General features: G+C 68.0%; 19 protein-coding genes and 1 pseudogene. 12 read left to right on the top strand and 8 right to left on the bottom strand.

What is annotated here, in order from left to right; translation table 11 throughout:
- From DEIPH_RS20180 to DEIPH_RS09530, 3 genes and pseudogenes are all read right to left on the bottom strand, one after another.
- Nucleotides 1–1,467 (bottom strand): annotated as a pseudogene (locus DEIPH_RS20180) (hypothetical protein); the annotation flags it as partial.
- Nucleotides 1,468–1,474: 7 nt separating this feature from the next.
- Nucleotides 1,475–1,891, bottom strand: coding sequence for an ExbD/TolR family protein (locus DEIPH_RS09535; RefSeq protein ID WP_034357320.1), 417 nt, complete (start codon nt 1,889–1,891; stop codon nt 1,475–1,477).
- A 79-nt stretch (nt 1,892–1,970) separates the two neighbouring features.
- Nucleotides 1,971–2,666: a MotA/TolQ/ExbB proton channel family protein gene (locus tag DEIPH_RS09530; RefSeq protein ID WP_034357318.1), complete on the bottom strand. Its 696-nt coding sequence runs from the start codon at nt 2,664–2,666 to the stop codon at nt 1,971–1,973.
- Between the two features lie 236 nt (nt 2,667–2,902).
- On the opposite strand from DEIPH_RS09530, the gene sufC reads away from it, so the two are divergent.
- From sufC to DEIPH_RS09505, 5 genes are all read left to right on the top strand, one after another.
- On the top strand, nt 2,903–3,673 hold the full coding sequence (gene sufC / locus DEIPH_RS09525) for a Fe-S cluster assembly ATPase SufC (protein WP_034357316.1): 771 nt from the start codon (nt 2,903–2,905) through the stop codon (nt 3,671–3,673).
- 18 nt (nt 3,674–3,691) lie between these two features.
- Entirely contained in the window at nt 3,692–5,098 is a 1,407-nt protein-coding gene (gene sufB / locus DEIPH_RS09520) for a Fe-S cluster assembly protein SufB (RefSeq protein ID WP_034357314.1), read from the top strand.
- 58 nt (nt 5,099–5,156) lie between these two features.
- A complete protein-coding gene (sufD, locus tag DEIPH_RS09515; protein WP_034357311.1) occupies nt 5,157–6,515 on the top strand; it encodes a Fe-S cluster assembly protein SufD in 1,359 nt (452 codons plus the stop codon).
- Nucleotides 6,516–6,600: 85 nt separating this feature from the next.
- Nucleotides 6,601–6,972, top strand: a complete 372-nt coding sequence (locus tag DEIPH_RS09510; protein WP_034357309.1) for a VOC family protein — start codon at nt 6,601–6,603, stop codon at nt 6,970–6,972.
- A 22-nt stretch (nt 6,973–6,994) separates the two neighbouring features.
- The gene (locus DEIPH_RS09505) at nt 6,995–7,603 is read left to right on the top strand and encodes a TMEM175 family protein (RefSeq protein WP_034357307.1); all 609 of its coding nucleotides are present in this window, start codon (nt 6,995–6,997) and stop codon (nt 7,601–7,603) included.
- 14 nt (nt 7,604–7,617) lie between these two features.
- On the opposite strand, the gene DEIPH_RS09500 is transcribed toward DEIPH_RS09505, so the two are convergent.
- Together DEIPH_RS09500 and DEIPH_RS09495 are read right to left on the bottom strand one after the other, a co-directional pair.
- Nucleotides 7,618–8,154 carry a hypothetical protein gene (locus DEIPH_RS09500; protein WP_051517282.1) on the bottom strand — a complete coding sequence of 179 codons (537 nt, stop codon included), beginning with the start codon at nt 8,152–8,154 and terminating at the stop codon, nt 7,618–7,620.
- On the bottom strand, nt 8,151–8,606 hold the full coding sequence (locus tag DEIPH_RS09495) for a cupin domain-containing protein (protein ID WP_034357304.1): 456 nt from the start codon (nt 8,604–8,606) through the stop codon (nt 8,151–8,153). The genes DEIPH_RS09500 and DEIPH_RS09495 overlap by 4 nt, the downstream gene beginning before the upstream one ends.
- 179 nt (nt 8,607–8,785) lie before the next feature.
- On the opposite strand from DEIPH_RS09495, the gene DEIPH_RS09490 reads away from it, so the two are divergent.
- Nucleotides 8,786–10,393, top strand: coding sequence for an efflux RND transporter periplasmic adaptor subunit (locus DEIPH_RS09490; RefSeq protein ID WP_235183212.1), 1,608 nt, complete (start codon nt 8,786–8,788; stop codon nt 10,391–10,393).
- Nucleotides 10,390–13,773: an efflux RND transporter permease subunit gene (locus tag DEIPH_RS09485; RefSeq protein WP_034357302.1), complete on the top strand. Its 3,384-nt coding sequence runs from the start codon at nt 10,390–10,392 to the stop codon at nt 13,771–13,773. Before DEIPH_RS09490 ends, DEIPH_RS09485 begins: the two co-directional genes overlap by 4 nt.
- Nucleotides 13,774–13,889: 116 nt before the next feature.
- On the opposite strand, the gene DEIPH_RS09480 is transcribed toward DEIPH_RS09485, so the two are convergent.
- Complete coding sequence (locus tag DEIPH_RS09480) at nt 13,890–14,615, bottom strand: 50S ribosomal protein L25/general stress protein Ctc (RefSeq protein ID WP_034357298.1); 726 nt, start codon at nt 14,613–14,615, stop codon at nt 13,890–13,892.
- 245 nt (nt 14,616–14,860) lie between these two features.
- Here DEIPH_RS09480 and efp point away from each other — a divergent pair, with 245 nt between their 5' ends.
- The 3 genes from efp (at nt 14,861) to accC (ending at nt 17,537) form a co-directional block, all read left to right on the top strand.
- Nucleotides 14,861–15,418, top strand: coding sequence for an elongation factor P (gene efp / locus DEIPH_RS09475; RefSeq protein WP_034357335.1), 558 nt, complete (start codon nt 14,861–14,863; stop codon nt 15,416–15,418).
- A gap of 160 nt (nt 15,419–15,578) precedes the next feature.
- The gene (gene accB, locus DEIPH_RS09470; protein WP_034357296.1) at nt 15,579–16,109 is read left to right on the top strand and encodes an acetyl-CoA carboxylase biotin carboxyl carrier protein; all 531 of its coding nucleotides are present in this window, start codon (nt 15,579–15,581) and stop codon (nt 16,107–16,109) included.
- Nucleotides 16,110–16,199: 90 nt separating this feature from the next.
- Nucleotides 16,200–17,537: an acetyl-CoA carboxylase biotin carboxylase subunit gene (gene accC, locus DEIPH_RS09465; protein ID WP_034357293.1), complete on the top strand. Its 1,338-nt coding sequence runs from the start codon at nt 16,200–16,202 to the stop codon at nt 17,535–17,537.
- A gap of 92 nt (nt 17,538–17,629) precedes the next feature.
- On the opposite strand, the gene DEIPH_RS09460 is transcribed toward accC, so the two are convergent.
- Nucleotides 17,630–17,845, bottom strand: coding sequence for a hypothetical protein (locus tag DEIPH_RS09460; protein ID WP_034357292.1), 216 nt, complete (start codon nt 17,843–17,845; stop codon nt 17,630–17,632).
- A 243-nt stretch (nt 17,846–18,088) separates the two neighbouring features.
- Here DEIPH_RS09460 and DEIPH_RS09455 point away from each other — a divergent pair, with 243 nt between their 5' ends.
- Complete coding sequence (locus tag DEIPH_RS09455) at nt 18,089–18,694, top strand: class I SAM-dependent methyltransferase (protein WP_034357291.1); 606 nt, start codon at nt 18,089–18,091, stop codon at nt 18,692–18,694.
- A gap of 51 nt (nt 18,695–18,745) precedes the next feature.
- On the opposite strand, the gene DEIPH_RS09450 is transcribed toward DEIPH_RS09455, so the two are convergent.
- Nucleotides 18,746–19,054: a hypothetical protein gene (locus DEIPH_RS09450; RefSeq protein WP_034357290.1), complete on the bottom strand. Its 309-nt coding sequence runs from the start codon at nt 19,052–19,054 to the stop codon at nt 18,746–18,748.
- A gap of 93 nt (nt 19,055–19,147) precedes the next feature.
- Between DEIPH_RS09450 and DEIPH_RS09445 the strand changes: the two genes are divergently transcribed.
- Nucleotides 19,148–19,969: an exodeoxyribonuclease III gene (locus DEIPH_RS09445; protein ID WP_034357288.1), complete on the top strand. Its 822-nt coding sequence runs from the start codon at nt 19,148–19,150 to the stop codon at nt 19,967–19,969.
- Nucleotides 19,970–20,016 lie beyond the last annotated feature (47 nt).

The following is a 20,016-nucleotide window of genomic DNA, read 5'->3' as shown; positions in this document are numbered from 1 at the left end:
GGGCGCCCCCCCGCCACTGCCCGCCGTGCCGCGCGAGGGCGCTTCGGCCTGCGGGCCGGGGCTGGCGTCACCGGGAGCCGTTCCGGCGCGGGGCGTGGGGCTGGCCGTTCCCTCCCCTGTTGCGGCAGAGGTTCCGGGTCGCGCGGCAGGCCGGGCCGTCTCGGCCTCGGGTGCGGCGGACGTGCCCTGCCCCGCCACGCCCCGTGTGGGGGTGGGCGCGGGTGCAGGGTCGGGCGTGGTGGCGACCGGGGCCGGAGTCCGGGTGGGGGCCGTGGCCTCCGGGGCGACCGGGGCCGGCGTGCGGGTGGGCGCGGGAGCCTCGGCGGCGGGCGTGGTGGCCGGAGCCGTGCTGTGCGAGGGCGTGGGCGCGTCCGGTGCGGTGGCCTGGGGCGTGCGGGCCACCGTCCCCTCCCGGCCCGAGACGGCCTCGGGGCTGCCAGGAGCCAGGGTGCCGCGTGAGGCGGTGGGGGCTTCAGGCGCGCTACCCTGCGGAGCGCTCTGAGGACGGGCCGGAATGCGGGCCACCGGGGCCTCGGCCTCCCCGGAGGCAGCGGCGGGCGCGGCTCCCCGGGCGGGGGCCGGTTCCTCGGTGGCCGTGGCCTCTCCCCGGGCCGGGGAAGCGGTGGCCTCCGTGCTGCTGGGCGCGGCGTCCTCGCGGCGCGGAAGGGCCGTCACGGGTTCGGGGTCGGGGGCAGGCGCGGCGGGGGCAGCGGCCACGGGATCGGCGGGCGTGTCGCCGGCCTGCGCCTGAGGTTCGGGAGCCGGGGTGCCCGCACCCACCGGAGCGGCGGCCGTGGGCGACTCGGGCACAGGGTTCTCCTCGCGTGGGGGAGGCGTGGCCGCCGGAGCCTGGGCCGCTGGGGCCTGGGGCACCGGAAACGGGGCGGCGCCTTCCGGCTCGACGGACTCGACCTTCACCTGCTCGGAGGTCTGGGGCAGGGGCCGCAGCGGCGCGGCGCTCGCCACCCTGGAGGGGTCGGGTGTGCTGGCCTGGGCCGGGGCCGGCGTCTGGGCGACGGAAGGCGCAGGCTGGGCCGCCGGTGTCGGGGCCGGAGGCGCGGCCTGCCGCACCGGAGCCTGGGGGGTCGGCTGCGCCGGTTGTGGCGTGGGGGTGGGTGTGGGCGGCGCCGGGGCCGCCGGCTTCGGTGCCACCGGCTTCGGTGCCGCCCTGGGCGGCGTGCGGGCTGGGGTCGCGGGGTTCTGCGGCGTTACCCGCTCACGCACCGGCGGGGTCAGGGGCGAGGTCGGCGTCGCCTCGGGGGGTGGGGCGAGCGTCACGACCTCCAGCGGCGCGCGTTTCAGATCGGGGGCCGCGGTCAGCGCCGGTGGACGCAGGTCGGGCCGCGCGGCCAGCAGGCCCAGCAGCAGCGCCCCGTGCAGCAGAAAGGTCACCCCGGCGGCCCGCAGGCGCTCCTGACGTTCCCGGCTGGGCAGCGGCGGGGGTGGCGGAGGGGGCAGCGTCGTCACCTCTGCGTCACTTTCCGCCGCCCTGGGCCGTGCGGGTGCCCAGGGCCAGGCGTTCGCCGCCCGCCTTCTTGATCTCGTCCATCACGCGCACGACCGTCCCGTAGTTGCCGCGCTCGTCGGCCCGCAGGCCCACCACGCCGCCCGACGCCGTCAGCAGCGGCTTGAGCTGCCCACCCAGTTTGGTCAGGGTGGTTTCCTTGCCGTTCAGAAACAGCTTTCCGGCCTGATCCACGCTCACGATGGGCAGCGCGGGCGTTTCCTGCACGGTGGTACTCGCGCGCGGCAGGTCGAGGGGCAACGCATTCTGCCGCGCCCCCAGGCTGCTGGTCAGGAAGAAGAAGATCAGCAGCAGCAGCACGATGTCCACCATCGGCGCGAAATCAAAGGTCACGGCGTCGCCGCCCTCGCGGAAGCGCCGCCTCATGCGGTTTCCATCCCTGTGCGGAATCCGGGGCTGTTCCTGCTCCCCCCGGTCGGCCTTTTCAGCTTCATCGGCAGTCGTCTCACCGCGAGGCTCCGCCGGCCGGGACGGGGTCGAAGTTCAGGGCGACCTCGGGCACGGGCCGGGCGCTGGCCGGCGTCAGCCCACGCGGCGCGAGCCAGGCGGGCAGTTCCTCCCGCACGCGCTCGGCCTGGGTGGCGATGCGGTCGGCCTTCGCGCGCAGGGCGTTGCGGGCCACGTAGGCGATGATCGCCACGATCAACCCCCCCGCCGTGTTGATCAGCGCCTCGCTGATGCCGGTGGCGAGCTGGGCGGGCGTGGGCGCGGTGGTGGAGCTGAACACCAGGAACGAGCGCACCATGCCGATCACGGTGCCCAGCAGCCCCAGCAGCGGCGCGATCTGGGCGGCGGTGCCCAGCGCCGAGAGGCCCGCGTACAGCCGGGCGTCCTCGGCCAGCACGGCGGCGTTCATGGCGGCCTGGGCGGCGTCCACACCCCGGTCGGCCCGGCCCAGGCCCGCGCGCAGCACGTGGGCGGCGGGCGTGGGGTCGGCGGCGCGGTCCACCTCGGCCAGGGCGGCGGCGGGGCCACTCTCGGCGGTCACGGCCCGCGTCCGCTCGATCAGCGCCGAGGGGTCACGTCCCAGCCGCGCCAGGGCCTGCGCGCGCACGGCGGCGGTGTAGACGACGTACACGGACAGCGCCAGCAGCACCCACAGCAGGGGTCCGGCAGCCTGAATCAGAGCCAGGAGGTTCATCGTCTTCACGGGTAGCACGCGCGCAGGTGGCAAGCGTGAAAAAGAGCGGGCGGGCACTCATGCGTGGGGGGCGCGGCAGACAGACCCGCCCCTCTTTTCCCGCGTCCAGCACTGCCGTTCAATCCGCAGTAAACCACTCGACTTTAGCCCGCCCGGACGGGTACAATGGCCCAGTAAGTAGGAATCATTCTCAAGAAGAGAGATTCCCGATGCAGGACCCGCCCAAAGGAGCCTCTATGACCAACCAGCCCCACCAGCTCGAGATTCGCAACCTCCACGCCAGCGTCGGCGACCAGCCGATTCTCAAAGGGATCAACCTGACCGTGCCGCGCGGCGAACTGCACGCCGTCATGGGACCGAACGGCAACGGCAAAAGCACCCTCGCCAAGGTGATCGTGGGCGACCCCGAGTACACCGTGACGGAAGGCGAGGTGCTGGTGGACGGTGTAAACATCCTGGAGATGGAACCCGACGAGCGCGCCCGCCTGGGGGTGTTCCTGGCCTTCCAGTACCCGGTCGAGATTCCCGGCGTGACCATCGCCAACTTCCTGCGTCTGGCGATGCAGGCCCGCAAGGCGGAGGGCGAGGAGGTGTCGTTTACCGAGTTCTACGGCAAGCTCCAGAGCGCCCTGAAGACGCTGGAATGGGACGAGAGCATCGTCGAGCGGTATCTGAACGAGGGCTTTAGCGGCGGCGAGAAGAAGCGCAACGAGATTCTCCAGATGCTGATGCTGGACCCCAACTACATCATCATGGACGAGACGGACAGCGGCCTGGACGTGGACGCGCTGAAGATCGTCGCCCGTGGCGTGAACTCCATGCGCGGCCCGAATCTCGGCGGCCTGATCATCACCCACTACCAGCGCCTGCTGGACTACATCGTGCCGGATAAGGTCCACATCATCGTGGACGGCCGCGTGGTGCAGTCGGGCGGCCCCGAACTCGCCAAAAAGCTCGACACCGAGGGCTACGACTGGGTCAAGCAGCTCGCGGTCGCGGGCGCCTGAGCCTCAAGGAGTCTGAACATGACCATCAATCCTGAAGTCTCGGAAATCAACACCTCCTACGAGTACGGCTGGAGCAACCCCGAGCGCTACGCCGTCAAGGCCCCCAAGGGCCTGAGCCGTGAAGTCGTCGAGATGATCTCGAAGGCGAAGGACGAGCCGCAGTGGATGCTCGACTTCCGCCTCAAGGCGCTGGACATCTTCTACAGCAAGCCGATGCCCACCTGGGGCGCGGACCTCAGCGGCCTCGACCTCGACGAGATCTACTACTACATCAAGCCCGAAGGCATGAACGCCCGCTCCTGGGACGACGTGCCCGACGACGTGAAAAAGACCTTCGAGCGCCTGGGCATCCCCGAGGCCGAGCGGGCCGCGCTGGCGGGCGTGGGCGCGCAGTACGAGTCCGAGATGGTGTACCACAACCTCAAGGAGGAGTGGGAAAAGCTGGGCGTGGTCTTCCTGAGCATCGAGGACGGCCTGAGGCAGTACCCCGACCTCTTCCGCGAGCACTTCGCCACCATCATCCCGCCCGAGGACAACAAGTTCGCGGCGATCAACTCCGCCGTGTGGTCGGGCGGGTCCTTCGTGTACGTGCCCAAGGGCGTGAAGGTGGACATTCCCTTGCAGACGTACTTCCGCATCAACGCGGAGAGCAGCGGCCAGTTCGAGCGCACCCTCATCATCGTGGACGAGGGCGCCCAGGCCCACTACATCGAGGGCTGCACCGCTCCGGCGTACAACTCGGATTCCTTCCACTCGGGCGTGATCGAGATCGTGGTGAAGGAGGGCGCGCGCTTCCGCTACTCCACCATCCAGAACTGGAGCCACAACGTCTACAACCTGGTGACCCAGCGCGCCGCCGTGTACGGCAACGGCGTGATGGAGTGGGTGGACGGCAACCTGGGCAGCAAGGTCACCATGAAGTACCCCGCCTGCTACCTGCTGGAGGAGGGCGCGCGCGGCGAGGTGCTGAGCATCGCCATGGCCGGCCGCGGCCAGCACCAGGACGCCGGGGCGAAGATCGTCCACTTCGCGCCCTACACCAGCGGCACCATCGTCTCCAAGTCCATCTCCAAGGACAGCGGGCGCAGCTCCTACCGCGGCCTGGTCAAGATCTACGAGGGCGCGCGCGGCTCCAAGACCAACGTCGAGTGTGACGCCCTGCTGCTGGACGAGGAAGCCCGCACCGACACCTACCCCTACATCGAGATCGAGGAAAAGGACGCTTCTGTGGGCCACGAGGCGACGGTTTCCAAGATCAACGACGAGCAGATCCTCTACCTCCAGTCGCGCGGCCTCAGTGAGGACGAGGCGGCGGGATTGATCGTGCGCGGCTTCATCGAGCCGATCGCCAAGGAACTGCCGCTGGAGTACGCGGTGGAGCTGAACCGTTTGATCGAACTGGAGATGGAAGGCAGCGTCGGCTAAAGGCCACGTGCGGCGCGGACGCCTGAACAAGTGGCGTCCGTGCGCTTCTGGAGACACTATGACCCAACCTTTTACTGAAGAACTCATCGCCCAGGTCGGCGGCCCCGACTGGCTCCGCAACAAGCGCCGCGAGTCGCTGGACCTGTTCAACACCCTCGAAGTCCCCACCGAGGGCGTCGAGGCCTGGAAGTACACCCGCGTGGACGTGGACTTCAGCGAGTTGCGCCCCCACGGCAAGCGCGAGCGTGTGACCGACATTTCCGCGCTGCCCGCAAGTGTGCAGAAGCGCCTGACGAGCACCGACGTGGGCGCTTACCTCGTGCTGGACGGCCCGGATGTGGTGTACGCGACCGAGCTGCCCACTGAACTGCGCGAGAAGGGCGTGATCTTCACCGACCTCAAGACGGCGGTGGAGCAGCACGCGGACAAGGTGCAGCAGTACCTCTACAGCGTGGTGCCAGCGGAAGTGCCCGACGACACCACCATCGCCGCGCCCGGCACCACGCCCAGCAAGTCCCCCGATCCCTCCGAAGGCAAGTTCTCCGCGCTGGCGGCGGCCCTGTGGACCAACGGGGCCTTCGTGTACGTGCCGCGCGGCGTGGAAGTCGAGTTGCCCCTGGGTAGCTTCCGCGTGATGAGCGAGGCGGGTACCTACACGGCGACCCGCACGCTGGTGGTGGCCGAGGAAAACGCGCAGGTCACCTTCATCGACGAGCAGGACAGCGAAGACCTGCCGGGCACCTATGCCATCGGCGCGGTGGAACTGGTCATCAAGGACGGCGCGCGCCTGCGGTACGTCTCCATCCAGAACTGGGGCAAGGGCGTCACGCACATTCAGCGCCAGCGCGGCGACGTGGGCCGTGACGCGACGCTGAACAGTCTGGTGGTCACGATGGGCGGGACGCTCAGCCGCACCGAGATGCAGAGCTACCTGCGCGGCCAGGGCAGCGACTCGGAGATGCTCGCGCTGTACTTCGCCAACGAGGACCAGCACTTCGACCACTACACGCTCCAGCACCACGCCGCGCCGCACGCGCACAGCGACCTGCTGTACAAGGGTGTCAACGCCGACCAGAGCGTGGGTGTCTTTTCCGGCATGATCAAGGTGGACCTGGGCGCGCAGAAGACGGATGCCTACCAGAAGCACCGCACGCTGATGCTCTCCAGCGAGGCGCAGAACTACTCTGTGCCGCAGCTGGAGATCAACGCGAACGACGTGCGCTGCTCGCACGGCTCGACCACCGGCCCGGTCAACCAGGAGGCGCTGTTCTTCCTGCGCTCGCGCGGCATACATAAGGAACTGGCCGAGAAGATGCTGGTGACGGCCTTCCTGGAAGACGTGCTGAGCCGGGTGCCGCTGCAAAGCGTCGTGAAGTACATCGAGGGGATCATTGCTCAGAAGGTGGGGGCGGCGTAAGGCGCACGCCCCCTGCCTCGGCGGTCGGCTTGCGGGCTGGCCGCCTTCTTTTTTGGAGCGGGCGCAGCCACGTAGACTGAACCGTATGCGGCTCAACCACATCAACCTCAGTGTCACCGACGTTCCGGCGACGGTCGCGCTGCTCGAAACGTATTTCGGCCTCTCGCGCTCCGAGATGCCCTGCAACGCGCACATGGCGTTTTTGCGCGACGAGAGCGGCTTTCTGCTGTCCATGTTCCGGGGCAAGGACGTGACGTACCCGCAGACCTTTCACATCGGCTTTCTGCAAGACACCCCCCAGCAGGTGCGCGACCTGCACGCCCGCCTCACGGAAGGCGGCTTCAATCCCCCGGCCCCCAGCGAGAACCACGGGCGGCTCACCTTCTATTTTCAGTCGGGCACGGGCGTGACCATCGAGGTGGAAGCGTTCCTCGGCGGCGAATCCGCGCCCCAGTAACCGCCCGGAGGCCGCATCCACGATGAACAAGTCCCGTATGGAAGCCTTCTCGGACGGTGTGCTCGCCATTATCATCACGATCATGGTGCTGGAGCTGAGAACGCCGGAAGGCCACGAGTGGCGAGAGCTGGCGAGAATCTGGCCGGTGCTGCTCAGCTATGTCATCAGCTTCCTGTACGTCGGGATTTACTGGAACAACCACCATCACCTGATGCTAACAGTGCACCGCGTCAGCGGAGGCATCCTGTGGGCCAATCTGCACCTGCTGTTCTGGCTGTCCCTGTTTCCGTTCGTGACCGGCTGGGCGGGCGAGAGCCACTTCGCAGCCGTGCCGATGACCTGTTACGGCTTCGTGGCGCTGATGTGCGCGGTGGCCTACACCATTCTGGTCCGCACCATCATCCGCGCCGCCGTGAGCAACCACCTGCTTGCGGATGCGACGGGCCGTGACCTGAAGGGCAACGTGTCGATTGTGGGCTACCTGGTTGCGATTGTCGCACCCTTTTTCGGACATACGGGCGTCATCGTGTCTGGGCTGCTGCTGACCGCCGTCGCGCTGATGTGGTTGATTCCCGACCGGCGGATCGAGCGGGTGCTGGCTCAGGAGGGCGGAGTTTCGGCCGAACAATGACTCACCTTTGCAGGTCAGGCTGGGGAGAGACTGACTGTCAGGTGTGCAAGCGCCATGCCAAGCTCCTTAACGTCCACCCGCGCCAATCCAAGCGCCTCCAGCGAGGAGAGCGACACGGATTTCTGCGTGGGAAACCGTTGATTCAGCAATTCCGTCGGGCAGATCAGAAAAAACCATTGCTCCAGGTTTAGGGGGTTTGCTGTGGCTCTATCCTGCGCTGTGAACACGCAGAACACGTACACGTCAGCGGCGCGTGTCGCTTCTGCTGCGTACACATTGGTTTCAGCATCCCAACCCCGCTTCAGGTCGATGTCGAAGCGAATCAGGCTGGGTTGCCTTTGCGGCCAAGTTTGCAGGGAGGCAGCGGACTTCACCTCGATTTTCAGGCCCGCATCTGTCTTCAGGTCGTAGGCGTCCCACTCGGTACGGGGTCTATGTGTACAACCCACGGCCTGCGCCACGATGTACTCCGCCAGAACGCCGCGCAAGGCATTAGACAGAAAGTCCGAGTAGGCCCACTGCCAGAAATCGGTGGGGTCGATACTGTTCATACCGGCTCCTCCCCCCACCCCGGCACCCGCGCAATCCTCTCCCGCGCCGCCGCCACGTCCGTCTCCTCCGGCCGGCACAGGTCCCATTCCCTCCCCCCAGCGTAAGCCCCGACGACCAGCAGGTCGGGGCTGCTGCCATCATTTTTATGCCCCGTTCCGGCGGGAAGCACCAGCACGTCCCCCTCCCCCACCTGCACCTGCTCTCCGCCCTCGCCGCCCAGGGTGAGGCGAGCCTGTCCCCGCACGATCACCAGGACTTCATGGGCGGTGGAGTGGTAGTGGTGGAAGGGGTAGACGCCGTTGCGCCAACTGTTCGTCCAGCCACGTTCCGCCAGGTGGGCCTCTATCTGCGTGGGCGTCTGCCCCTTCAGCGCGGCGCGGAAGAGGCGAGCGGGCTGGGGGTTGTTGGGAATGGGACCGCCCTGGGGCAGGTAGAACAGTTCGGGATTCATGTCCCAGGGTAGCGGCGAGCATGGGCCACGCTCCCGGCAGTGTGAAGATTCTGCGAAGACGAAACGGAAAGCCGGAGTGCGGCGCAGCCGGGCATTTGCCGGGGCAGAAGGCGTGGGAACGGGCGAAACTCCTTCGATATTCCTTCGTGAAATGGTGGTTCCATGGCCCTATGGATCAGGTGACGAGGCCCGTTGGAACTCAGGAAAGCCCGCCTGCCCCTACGCCGAACAAAAAGCGCCGCGCCTTTCCCTGGGGTTGGCTGCTGGTGCCGCTGCTGCTGGGCGGCGTCGGCTACGTCGGCTACCGGCTGGGGCAGGACGACGCGAGCAGCGCAGCCACGGCTGGAGGAGGCTTCGGCGGTGCCGGGTTTGGCAACAGTGGATCGGCGGCAGGCGGTGCGGGACAGGGCAGCAGTGGACAGGCAGGCAGTGGCCGGGGCACCCAGGGCCGGACTGCCAGTGGACAGGCCGCAACTGGGCAGGCGGCGGGTGGACAGGCGGGCACGGGGTCGGCGGCCGGCAGCCGGACCGGCGCTGCAAGCGGTGCCGCCGGAGCAGGAACACGCAGCGGACGCAGCAGTGCGGGCGGTGCGGGACAGACGAGCGGCGGAAGCGGGGTCACCACCCCGGTCCAGGCCACGACCGTCCAACAAGGCACCCTCCGCACCGAGCGCCGCCTGACTGGCACGGTCGCGGCGGCGCAGGAAACCACCGTCTCGGCGCGCACGTCGGGCACGGTGAGCCGCATCGCCGCCGACGTGGGCAGCAGCGTCAGCGCGGGACAAACCGTGCTGGCGCTCAGCAACAGCGACCTGAATACCAGTGTGGAGAGTGCGCGCAACGCGCTGGAAACGGCACAGGTGCAGCTCCGCAGCCAGACGAACAGCGTGCAGAGCCAGCGCGCCCAGCTTCAGCAGCAGGTCAGCGCGGCGCAGACCACGCTGGCGAATGCCCAGCAGAGTCTCGCGGCCCTCCAGAAGCTCGCGGCCATCGGTGCGACGTCGCGGACGGAACTCAACAACCAGAACGCCCAGGTGCAGGCGGCCCGCACCACCCTCACCACCGCCCAGGCGAACCTCGCAGAGAACACGCGCGCCCAGACGGAGGGGCTGGCCGAGGCCCGACTCGCCGTGCAGCGCGCCCAGATCGCGCTGAATCAGGCGCAGGCGGCGGCAGATGCGGTCCGCGTCACCGCGCCCTTTGCCGGGCAGGTCACGGGTCTGAACGTCAGTGAGGGCCAGTACCTCACCGCCAACAGTCCCGCCTTTACCCTGGTCAGCAGCCAGCGGCAGGTGGCCGTCAACGTGCCCGCCACGGAGGCCGGAACTCTGCCGGTCGGCGCGGCGCTGACGTTCGTGGTAGGGCAGCAGAAGTATCCCCTCAAGGTGGCGCAGAATGCGGCGGCCCCCACGGGCGGCAGCGTGCCTATCGTCGCGCGCTTCACCGAGGCCAGCCCCCCGGCGCTGGGCACCGTCGGGTCGGTGGTGTATTCCGCGAAGGTGGCGTCGGGCGTGCTGGTGCCCAGTACGGCGCTCCAGGCGGACAACGACCAGACCTACCTCTTCACCATCGAGAACGGCCAGGCGCAGCAGCAGGAGGTGAACGTGCTGGGGCAGGCGGGCACGCAGTCGGCGGTCAGCGGCATCGACGCGGGCAGCGAGGTCATCACCCAGCCGCCGACCGGGTTGCTGGACGGCGCGAGTGTGACCACCGCCAGCAGCAGCCGGCAGCGGGGCAGCGCGGCCGGCCCCGGCGCAGGTGGCCCGCCTCCCGGAGGAATGCCGTGATTCGCCAGGTCGGTCAGAAGGTCTTCGGCGGCGTGAACTCGCTGGTGGGCTTCTCGGTCGCGCGCTACGTGCTCGCCATCGGGATTTTCGTGGGCGTCGTGGTGTTCGGGTTCGTGTCCATGCGCTCGCTGGGGGTGGACCTGCTGCCCAGCACGAACATCCCGGTGGTCACCATCAGCACGTCCTACTCTGGGGCCAGCCCCACCTCGGTGGACGAGGAGGTCACGCAGGTCATCGAGAGCGCAGTCGCGCAGGTGCCCGACGTGACCAGCATCAGTTCCACCAGCAACACCGGGAGCAGCCGCGTGACGCTGCAACTGGAGGACGGCACCGATCAGAACGCTGCCGCGAACCAGGTGGCCTCGCTGGTGTCGGGCGCGACGCGGCAACTGCCGGAGGGCGCGGGGAATCCCAGCGTCCGCACCTTCAACCCCAATGCCCAGGCCATTCTGGAGTTCGGTGTTTCGGGTGGCACGGCCAGTCAGGCCGACGTGTACGACTACGTCGAGAATCAACTGGTGCCCACCCTCCAGCGCGTCGAGGGCGTGGCGGACGTGGAACTCAGCGGCGGCTCGCAGCGCAGCGTCGAGGTGCTGCTCGACCCCAACCGCCTCAGCGCCTACGGCCTGACGCCGCAGAGCGTGGCGAACGCCATCAGCGGCAGCAACGTGCGTTCCTCCATCGGCACCGTCACGCGGGGGGGCAACAGCCTCACCTACACCACCAACGCCCGGCTCACCAGCCTGAACGACATCGCCAACGTGATTCTGGACGCCTCCAAGGGCGTGCGGGTCGCGGACGTGGCGAGCGTGAAGGACAGCAGCACCGCGACCGGTGTGACCCGCGTGAACGGCCTGCCGGTGGTGCTGGTCAGCATTCAGCAGACCTCCGGCAGCAACGCGGTCGCGGTCGTGGACGGCGTGAAGGCGCTGATCTCACAGACCCGGCTGCCCGCCGGATACAACGTCACCTACAGCAACGACACGACCGGGCCGATTCGCGCCAGCATCGAATCCACCACCCATGAGCTGTGGGTCACGGCGCTGGTGGTCGCGGTGGTCACGCTGCTGTTCCTGGGGCGGCTCAACACGGCCCTCACCGTGATCGCGGCCATTCCGATCTCGCTGGCCGCCGCGCCAATCCTCTACAAGCTAATGGGCTTTACCTTCAATCAGGTGTCGCTGCTGGCGCTGATCGTCGCCATCGGTATCGTGGTGGACGACTCCATCGTGGTGGCCGAGAACGTGGAGCGGTACCGGGCGATGGGCTTCGACCGGATTCAGGCCGTGCTGCGCGGCGCGTCCGAGGTGTTCAGCGCGGTGGCCGCCGCCTCGCTGTCGCTGCTCGCGGTGCTGATTCCGGTCAGCTTCATGGGCGGCATCGTGGGCGAGTACGTCAAGCAGTTCGCGCTGGGGCTGGCCGCCGCCGTGCTGCTCTCGTGGCTGGAGGCGCTGCTGTTCCTGACCGTCCGGATGGCCTACACGCCCGACGCCGCGCCGCTAACCTGGCGGGACGTGCCCCGCGTGCTGGGCCGCCTGCCGGGGGCAATGCGTTGGGGTCTGGCCTCGGTGCGGACGTGGTGGTTCTGGGTGCTGGCCGCCGGCCTGCTGGCCGTGCTGTGGACGCGCACCGAAAACCGCCTGCTGCTGCTGACCGCCCTGCTGCTGCCGGTCCTGCTGGGAGTTGCCCGCTACCTCTGGGGCGTGCTGCTCGCCGTGCTGGAGGCCCTTACCCTGACGCTGCACGGCCTGACCGACCGGCTGCTGGTGGGGGTGCGGGAAGCCTACGTGCGCAGCCTGGACAGCGCCCTGAATGCCAGCGCCGGGGTCCTGCTGATCGCCGCCGCGTTCCTGGTGGCGACCGTGCTGCTGGTCGTGCCGCGCATGAACTTCACCTTCACGCCCGCCACCGACTCCGGCACGCTGCGGGCCGGGCTGCGCCTGCCCAGCGGCCTGTCGCTGAACACGCGCAACGAACTCGTCAGCCGGATGGAAGGCTATTTCCTGGGGCGGCCCGAGGTGCAGAGTGTCCAGACCAGCGTGACCGGGAACGGCACCAGCCTCAACATCACCCTGAAGCCCAAGACCGAGCGCGAGGACACCGCTACCCTGACCGGCACCTACCAGCAGGCGCTGCGCGGCATGTTCAGCGACGTTCCCGACGTGCGCGCCAACATCTTCAGCGGCGGCGGGTTCCGGGGGCAGGGCAACAGCCAGAGCCTCACGCTGGTGGCCAGCAACTACGACCTCCTCAAGCAGCGCGCCGCCACCGCCGTGAACGTGCTGGAGCAGCAGCCGGGAGTGCTGAGCGCCAGCAGCAGCCTGGACAACACCACGCTGGAAAACCAGTTCGTGCCCAATCCCGGCCTGTTGGCCCAGTCGGGCCTGACGGCGAGCACCGTCGCGCAGGCGCTGGGCACCTACGGCAGCGGCTCCAGCGGCGGCAACGTCGAGATGGGCGGCGTCACCTCCCCCATCCGCGTGGAACTCGATCCGCAGTACCTGCGCGACGACCAGTCGCTGCTGTCGCTGCCGATCTACAGCCCCAGCCTGCAAAGCAGCGTGACGGTCGGCCAGCTCGGCAGCATCGTGCAGGCGAGTACGCCCACCAGCGTGCAGCGCACCAACCGGCTGTACAGCCTGAACCTGTCCATCGAACCCGACCCCGCCAGCCAGCTCACCGGCACGCAGCTTCAGGACCAGCTCACGGCGGCCCTGACCCGCGCGGGCGTGATCGACAACCTCGTGACGGTGGGCAAGGCGGACCGCAACAGCGCCTTTGCGCTGGGGAGCCGCGTGGGGTCGCTGGGCCTCCAGGCCTTTGCCCTCTCGCTGCTGCTGGTGTACCTGGTGATGGGCGCGCAGTTCAACTCCTTCCGCTATCCCCTCTACCTGCTGCTGCCGGTGCCCTTCGCGGTCGCCGGAGCCTACTGGATGATGTTCCTGGCGGGCAGCACGCTCGACATCTTCGGCGTCCTGGGCTTCCTGCTCCTGATCGGCCTCTCGGCCAAGAACGCGATCATCTACCTCGAATTCGTGGTGGAGAAGATGCAGGAACTGCCGCTGCGCGACGCCCTGCTGGAGGCCAGCCGCCTGCGCTTCCGCCCGATTGTCATGACCACCCTGACCGTGCTGGTCATCAGCATTCCGCTGCTGCTCAACCGGGGCAGCGGCAGCGAGTTCGGCAAGAGCCTGTCCATCGTGATCGTGGGTGGCATCAGCGTCTCAGCCCTGATGACCTTTTACGTCGTGCCCGCCGCCTTCTCCCTGTTCGAGCGGGGCCGCGCCCTGCGCCCAGCCCAGCGGGAAGCAGTCCAGCGGGAAGCCGGGGCCAGCGCGCCAGCCAGCCCCCCCACCGCCGCGCCCGCGCCGGGAGCGTAAACCCAGGCAACAGGAGGAAGGGCGTTCCCACTGTTCCGGGAACGCCCTTCCTCCTGGCCCATTCAAAGGCAAGGGCCGGAATCCCGCTCTGGGAATCCCGGCCCCGCGCCCCAGGCTTACTGGCCCTGGTTGGCTTCCTGGCTGGCCTCTTCGGTCTCGCGCTGGGCCTCGCTGCCTTCGCTGTCGGCCTTGACTTCCTCGATGCTCGCGCCGCCTTCCAGCACGGCCTCGGCGGCTTCCTCGGAGATCTCGCCGCTGGCGACCATACCCGCGACCTGGGCTGCCTGCGTCTCGGCTTCCAGCTCCTCGGCGCTGAGGCGGGGCGGCAGCACGCTGATGACGACCTGTTCGGCGTCGGCGGCGAGCTTCACGCCTTCGGGGAGCTTGATCTGGCCGGCGGTGACGTGGTCACCGATGTTCAGGCGCGTCACGTCCACGGTGATTTCCTGCGGGATGCGGCGCGGGCCGGGCGCGATGACCTGAAGGTTGTGGACAACGGTGTCCACCAGGCCGCCCATGACCTCGCCCTGGCTCTTGCCGGTGGTGTGGACGGGCACGCTGACCTCGATGGGTTCACCGTAGGTAACCATGTAGAAGTCGGCGTGGATGGCCTCGCGGCGGCGCTTGTCCATCTGCACGGTCTTGACGAGCGCGGGGAAGGTCTCGCCGCCCTCGATGGTGATGTCGAACAGCCCGGTCGTGCCCTGCTGGCGGAACGCGCGGTCAAAGGCCTTGCGCTCGATGGCAAAGGAGACGTTGTTTTCCTTGTTGTAGGCGACGGCGGGGATCATGCCTGCTGCCAGCTTTTCCTGGCTCTTGCGGGGGGTGGCCTTCAGTTCCATGTGCGTGTTTCCTCCGGGGGGCACTTTGGCCGCCTCACTCGCGCCGCGTCCGGTCTGCACCGGGGGCGGGGGCGGGGGCCAAGCAACCCTGGCAGTGTAGCAAAACTGGCGGGGGGTGTGGGTTCCGGGAGCAGGGGGGCCTCTGCTAGAATCGGGCCTGTTGCCGCGCGGCGCGTCCCCCCGCCCCCCGCTTGATGGGGAAGGCAGGGGAGCGCGTGCCCCGGCGAAACAAGGAGAAACTGAACATGATCAGCGTGACTGAACTGCGGAACGGCACCAAGGTGGAGATGGACGGCGGCCTGTGGGAGTGCCTGGAGTACTCGCACCTCAAGATGGGACGCGGCGGCGCGAAGGTCGTCACCAAGTTCCGCAACATGGAATCGGGCAGCATCGTGGACCGCACCTTCAACAGCGGTGAAAAGCTCCAGGACATCTACGTGGAGGGCAAGACCATGCAGTACCTCTACAAGGACGGCAACGACTTCGTGTTCATGGACATGGAGACCTACGATCAGGTACATCTGCCCCCCAGCCTGATCGGGGACGCCGCCAAGTTCATGAAGGAGAACACCGAGGTCGAGGTGTCGATGTACGGCGACAAGGCCCTCAGCATCACCCTGCCCAACCAAGTGATTCTGAAGATCGTGCAGACCGACCCCGGCGTGCGCGGCGACACCGTCTCGGGCGGCACCAAGCCCGCCACCCTGGAGACGGGCGCGGTCGTGCAGGTGCCCCTCTTCGTCGAGCAGGACACCAGCGTCAAGGTGGACACCCGCACCGGCCAGTACCTCAGCCGCGCGTAAATGAAGCCGACGGACGCCGCTCCCATTCAGCCGGGGGCGGCGTCCCCTTTTCTGGTTAGACTCGGTGCAGCCTAACGACCGTTCGGAGACCAGTGACAGCCTCGCCCACACGCCCCGCGTCATGATGGGCGCAGCAGAGTTCAAGACTTAAGGAGGCGCCATGAACCCAGACGATCTCAAGAAAATCCTCGATGCCCTGAGCCTCGCCGACGTGCGCGAGTTCAGCCTGAAGACCGGCAGCTTCGCCCTGGACCTCAAGCGCGGTCCGCAGGCCATGGGTGGCCCGGCCTTTGCCCCCAGCGCGCCCGCCGCGCCCATGGCTCCGGCCGCGCCCAGCTTCCAGCCCCCGGCGACCAGCACCGAAGGGGCCGCCCCTGCCCCCGCTGCCACTGAGGCCCCCACGCCTGCCCCGGCCGCCGAGGCCACGCCTGCTGCTCCCGCCAAAAGCGCCAGCGCGGGCACCCCCGTCAAGGCCCCGATCGTCGGCACCTTCTACTCGGCCAGCAGCCCCGACGCGCCCGCCTACGTGAAGGTGGGCGACACGGTCAGCGCCGGGCAGGTGCTGTGCATCATCGAGGCGATGAAGCTGATGAACGAGATCGAGGCCGAGGTCAGCGGCACGGTGCGCGAGATTCTGGTGAAGAACGCCGAACCGGTCGAGTACGGGCAGACGCTGTTCATCATCGAGTGAAGCAGGTCAAACCGTCGAACGGTCTAACGGCACTGGCTGTTCGGTTAGGCGGTTAGACCTTTGACCGTTAGACCCTTGCCGGAGGCAAGCATGTTTAAAAAAATCCTGATCGCCAACCGTGGCGAGATCGCCCTACGCGTGATTCGCACCGCGCGCGAGATGGGCGTGAAGACGGTCGTGGTGTACTCGACCGCCGATGAAAAGAGCCTGCCGGTGCTGCTGGCCGACGAATCGGTCTGCGTGGGGCCGCCCGCCTCCAACGCCTCTTACCTGAATATCCCGAATATCCTCTCGGCGGCGCTGATGACGGGCGCGGAGGCCATTCACCCCGGCTACGGCTTCATGGCCGAGAACCCGGATTTTGCCGAGATGTGCCGCGAACACGGCATCGTGTTTATCGGACCGACGCCGGAATCCATGCGGGCGCTGGGGTCCAAGGCGGGCGGGCGCGAGATCGCGGCCAACAGCAAGGTGCCCGTCGTGCCCGGAACCGGCGTGCTGGAAGACACCGACGCCGCGTTGCTGGCCGCCAAGCAGATCGGCTACCCGGTGCTGCTCAAGGCGTCGGCGGGCGGCGGCGGGCGCGGGCAGAAGGTGGTCCGCACCCAGGAGGAACTGAAGGCCGCCTTCGCGCAGGCGCAGGAGGAGGCGCGGCTGTACTTCGGCGACCCCGCCATCATCATGGAGAAGTTCCTGGAGGAGTTCCGGCACGTCGAGGTGCAGGTGATGGGCGACGGCCAGGGCCACGTGATCCACATCGGGGAGCGCGACTGCTCGATTCAGCGGCGCAACCAGAAGCTGATCGAGGAGGCGCCCAGCACCCTGCCCGAGTCGCTGCGCCAGGAGATTCTGGACGCGGGCGTGCGTCTGGCCCGGCACGTGAACTACGCCGGGGCGGGCACGCTGGAATTCATCGTGGACCGTGACGGCAACTACTACTTCATGGAGATGAACACCCGCATCCAGGTGGAACACTGCGTTTCCGAGATGATTTCCGGCCTGGATTTCGTGAAGCTGCAACTCCAGATCGCGGCGGGCGAGGGCCTGAGCCTGAAGCAGGAAGACGTGGAACTCAGCGGCCACGCCATCGAGTGCCGCATCAACGCCGAAGACCCCGACAAGGATTTCCGCCCGGCGGCCGGCAAGATCGACGACGTGCATTTCGCAGGCGGCCCCGGCGTGCGGGTGGACAGCCACGCCTACACCGGCTACGTGATTCCGCCGCACTACGACAGCCTGATCGGCAAGCTGATCGTTCACCACGACACCCGCGAGGACGCCATCGCCCGGATGAAGCGGGCGCTGGAAGAAACCGTGATCCAGGGGCCGAAAACGACCATCCCGCTGTACGTGAAAATCATGGACAACCCCTTTTACAAGCGGGGCGCCGTGATGACCAACTTCCTGAAGACACGCATGGAGATGTGAGGCCGGAGCGGGGCTTTCCTGCCCAGGTCTTTCAGCACTCAAAGAGAGAGGGGCGTGGAATCAAATCCACGCCCCTCTCTTTTACGAGGTGTTTACTCGCCCGTGAGGATGTTCTGGTTCTTGTTCTCGCGGTCCTCGATGATCTTGCCCAGGATGAAGAACGTGGGGGGCCAGAAGCCCACAAAAAGACCGCTGCGCTGCTTTTCCTCGCCGTCGTGACCGTCGTCGGCCTTACCGCTGCCGAAGCTGGCTGCCGACATGGCAATAGACGCGAAACCGAGGATGTACATGATGTTCGAAAGTTTCATGGAACACCTGCTTTCAAGAGAAAAGGGCCTGGAACGTGGGGCGGCAACAGCTGTCGTTCTCGGAACCGCCCGCGAGCGGACACAGGTCAACTCTGTCGCGCCCTCCAGGGCCGAAACGTAAGTTTTGCTGCGTTATGAAGATTGCGTGGACGGTTGCGTATGGAAGGGTAAGCCGGGGCTAAATGGGATGGTAGACCCTGTCTCTGGGCCAGCACAGGATCACCAGAAGCCAGGCTGGCCGCCGTGCCTCTCCACACCCGTGACGCCCTGCTCTCGGACCTGTCGGGGGTGAACTGGCCTTACGGGCCGTTGCTGGAGGCGCTGGCTCTCGCGCCCGGGGCCGATGTGCTGGACGTAGGGGCGGGGGACGGAAGATTCCTGGCGCTGCTGCGAAAGCGGGGTCATTCCGGGCGCGGCGTAGGTGTGGACCCCTTGCCGGGTCAGGGTGTCCTGCGGGCCACAGCCGCCGCGCTCCCCTTCCCGGACGCCTCCTTCGACGCCGTGCTGCTGGTGCGCGTGCTGGCGCATCTGCCTGGTCCGGCAGCGGCCCTGATAGAAGCGCGGCGTGTGCTGCGGCCCGGCGGGCGACTCGTCGTGGCGGCGCACGGACCCGGCCACCTGCGGGAAACGTGGCGGGCGCTGGGGCAGGACCTGAGCGGGGCAAGTGCAGCTGCGCCCGCCAGCGTCTACACCCATGACCTCCGTATTCCGCTGACGATCACAGCCGACGCGGCACGCGCCCTCGCCGCGAGTGACGGTTTAGGCCCTGCGGGGAGCGGCTTTCCCGTACAGGACACCCTTCATCTCCGGGTGGAGGTCAGCCAGGCAGAGGGCCAGAGAGCTTTTTGAACCGGCTCTCTATGCCTCTGCCCTCTCCTGCGGCGCTTTTCAGGTCTGCGACTACTTGTCGAACTTGTCGTAGCCGGCGGCGCTGCGGCGCTGCGCTCCCCGCGCGTAGTCGAGCTGCATCTCGACCGTCTCGTGCTTGCCTTCCGTGAAGGTGCTGTCGTGAATCCAGTAGTTCAGGCGGTCCTCGCCGAGCTGCACCCAGAGCTTGTGGTCGTCTTCGGGGTCGCGCCAGAACGTGACGTGCTCAAAGCCGTTCCGGTCGGCCCAGGCCCGCACGTCCGCCAGAACGCGGGCCGCCCGGGGGTGGGTCATCTGAAACTCGCCGCCGTCTTTCTCGTTACGGAACTTGATCTCGACCATAGTCAGACCAGCGTAACGGACGGCGGGTGGACCCGGCACACGAACAGGCTCAGCGTTCCTTGAGAGGCCGCCCAGCACGCTATTCTCCCGCCGATGCCCGACCCCTCCCCCACCGCCCTGAAGGTCACGACGCTGAACGTGAACGGCCTGAGAAGTGCCCTCCGCAAGGGCCTGGAGGGCTGGGCGGCGCGCGAGCGGCCCGACGTGCTGCTGCTTCAGGAGGTCCGCGCCGATCCCATGCCCGAGGCCCTCGCGGCGCTGGGCTACGCGGGCGCGTGGTTCCCGGCGCAGAAGGCGGGCTACAGCGGCGTGGCCGTGCTGAGTCTGCGCCCCCTCTCGGACGTGCGGACAGGGATGGCCCACACCGAAATGGACCGCGAGGGCCGGGTGCTGAGCGCCGTGGTGCAGGGCGTGCGCTTTGCCAGCGTGTACCTGCCCAGCGGCAGCAGCGGTCCGGAGCGGCAGGGCTTCAAGGACCGCGTGCTGGCGGACTACCACGCCTGGACCGTCGCCACCCTTGCCGACGGCCTCCCGCTGGTCATCGGCGGCGACTACAACGTGGCGCATCAGGAGGTGGACCTGAAAAACTGGCGCGGCAACCAGAAAAACAGCGGCTTCCTGCCCCACGAGCGGGCGTGGATGACGGCCCACCTCGCCTCCGGCCTGACGGACACGCACCGCGCGCACCTGGGGGACCGCGCCGAGTACACCTGGTGGAGCAACCGCGCGAACGCCTACGCGAACGACGTGGGCTGGCGCATCGATTACCTGCTCGCGGCGGGCGTGCCGGTGCGCGACCTGCGGGTGGACCGCACCCTGCGCCTGAGCGACCACGCGCCGCTGACCGGCACGGTGGACCTGCGCGGCCTGCCCCCCGAGCGGGCCGCCCCCCTTCGGCCGCCAAACGGGACCTGATGAGGAAACGCGGCGTGAGAACACGTGATAGACTGACCTCGCTTCCG

This window comes from Deinococcus phoenicis, from assembly GCF_000599865.1.
In the GTDB taxonomy this organism is placed as follows: Bacteria; Deinococcota; Deinococci; order Deinococcales; family Deinococcaceae; genus Deinococcus; species Deinococcus phoenicis.
Note: the sequence above shows the minus strand (reverse complement) of the source record. Positions and strands in the feature narration are given on the sequence as shown.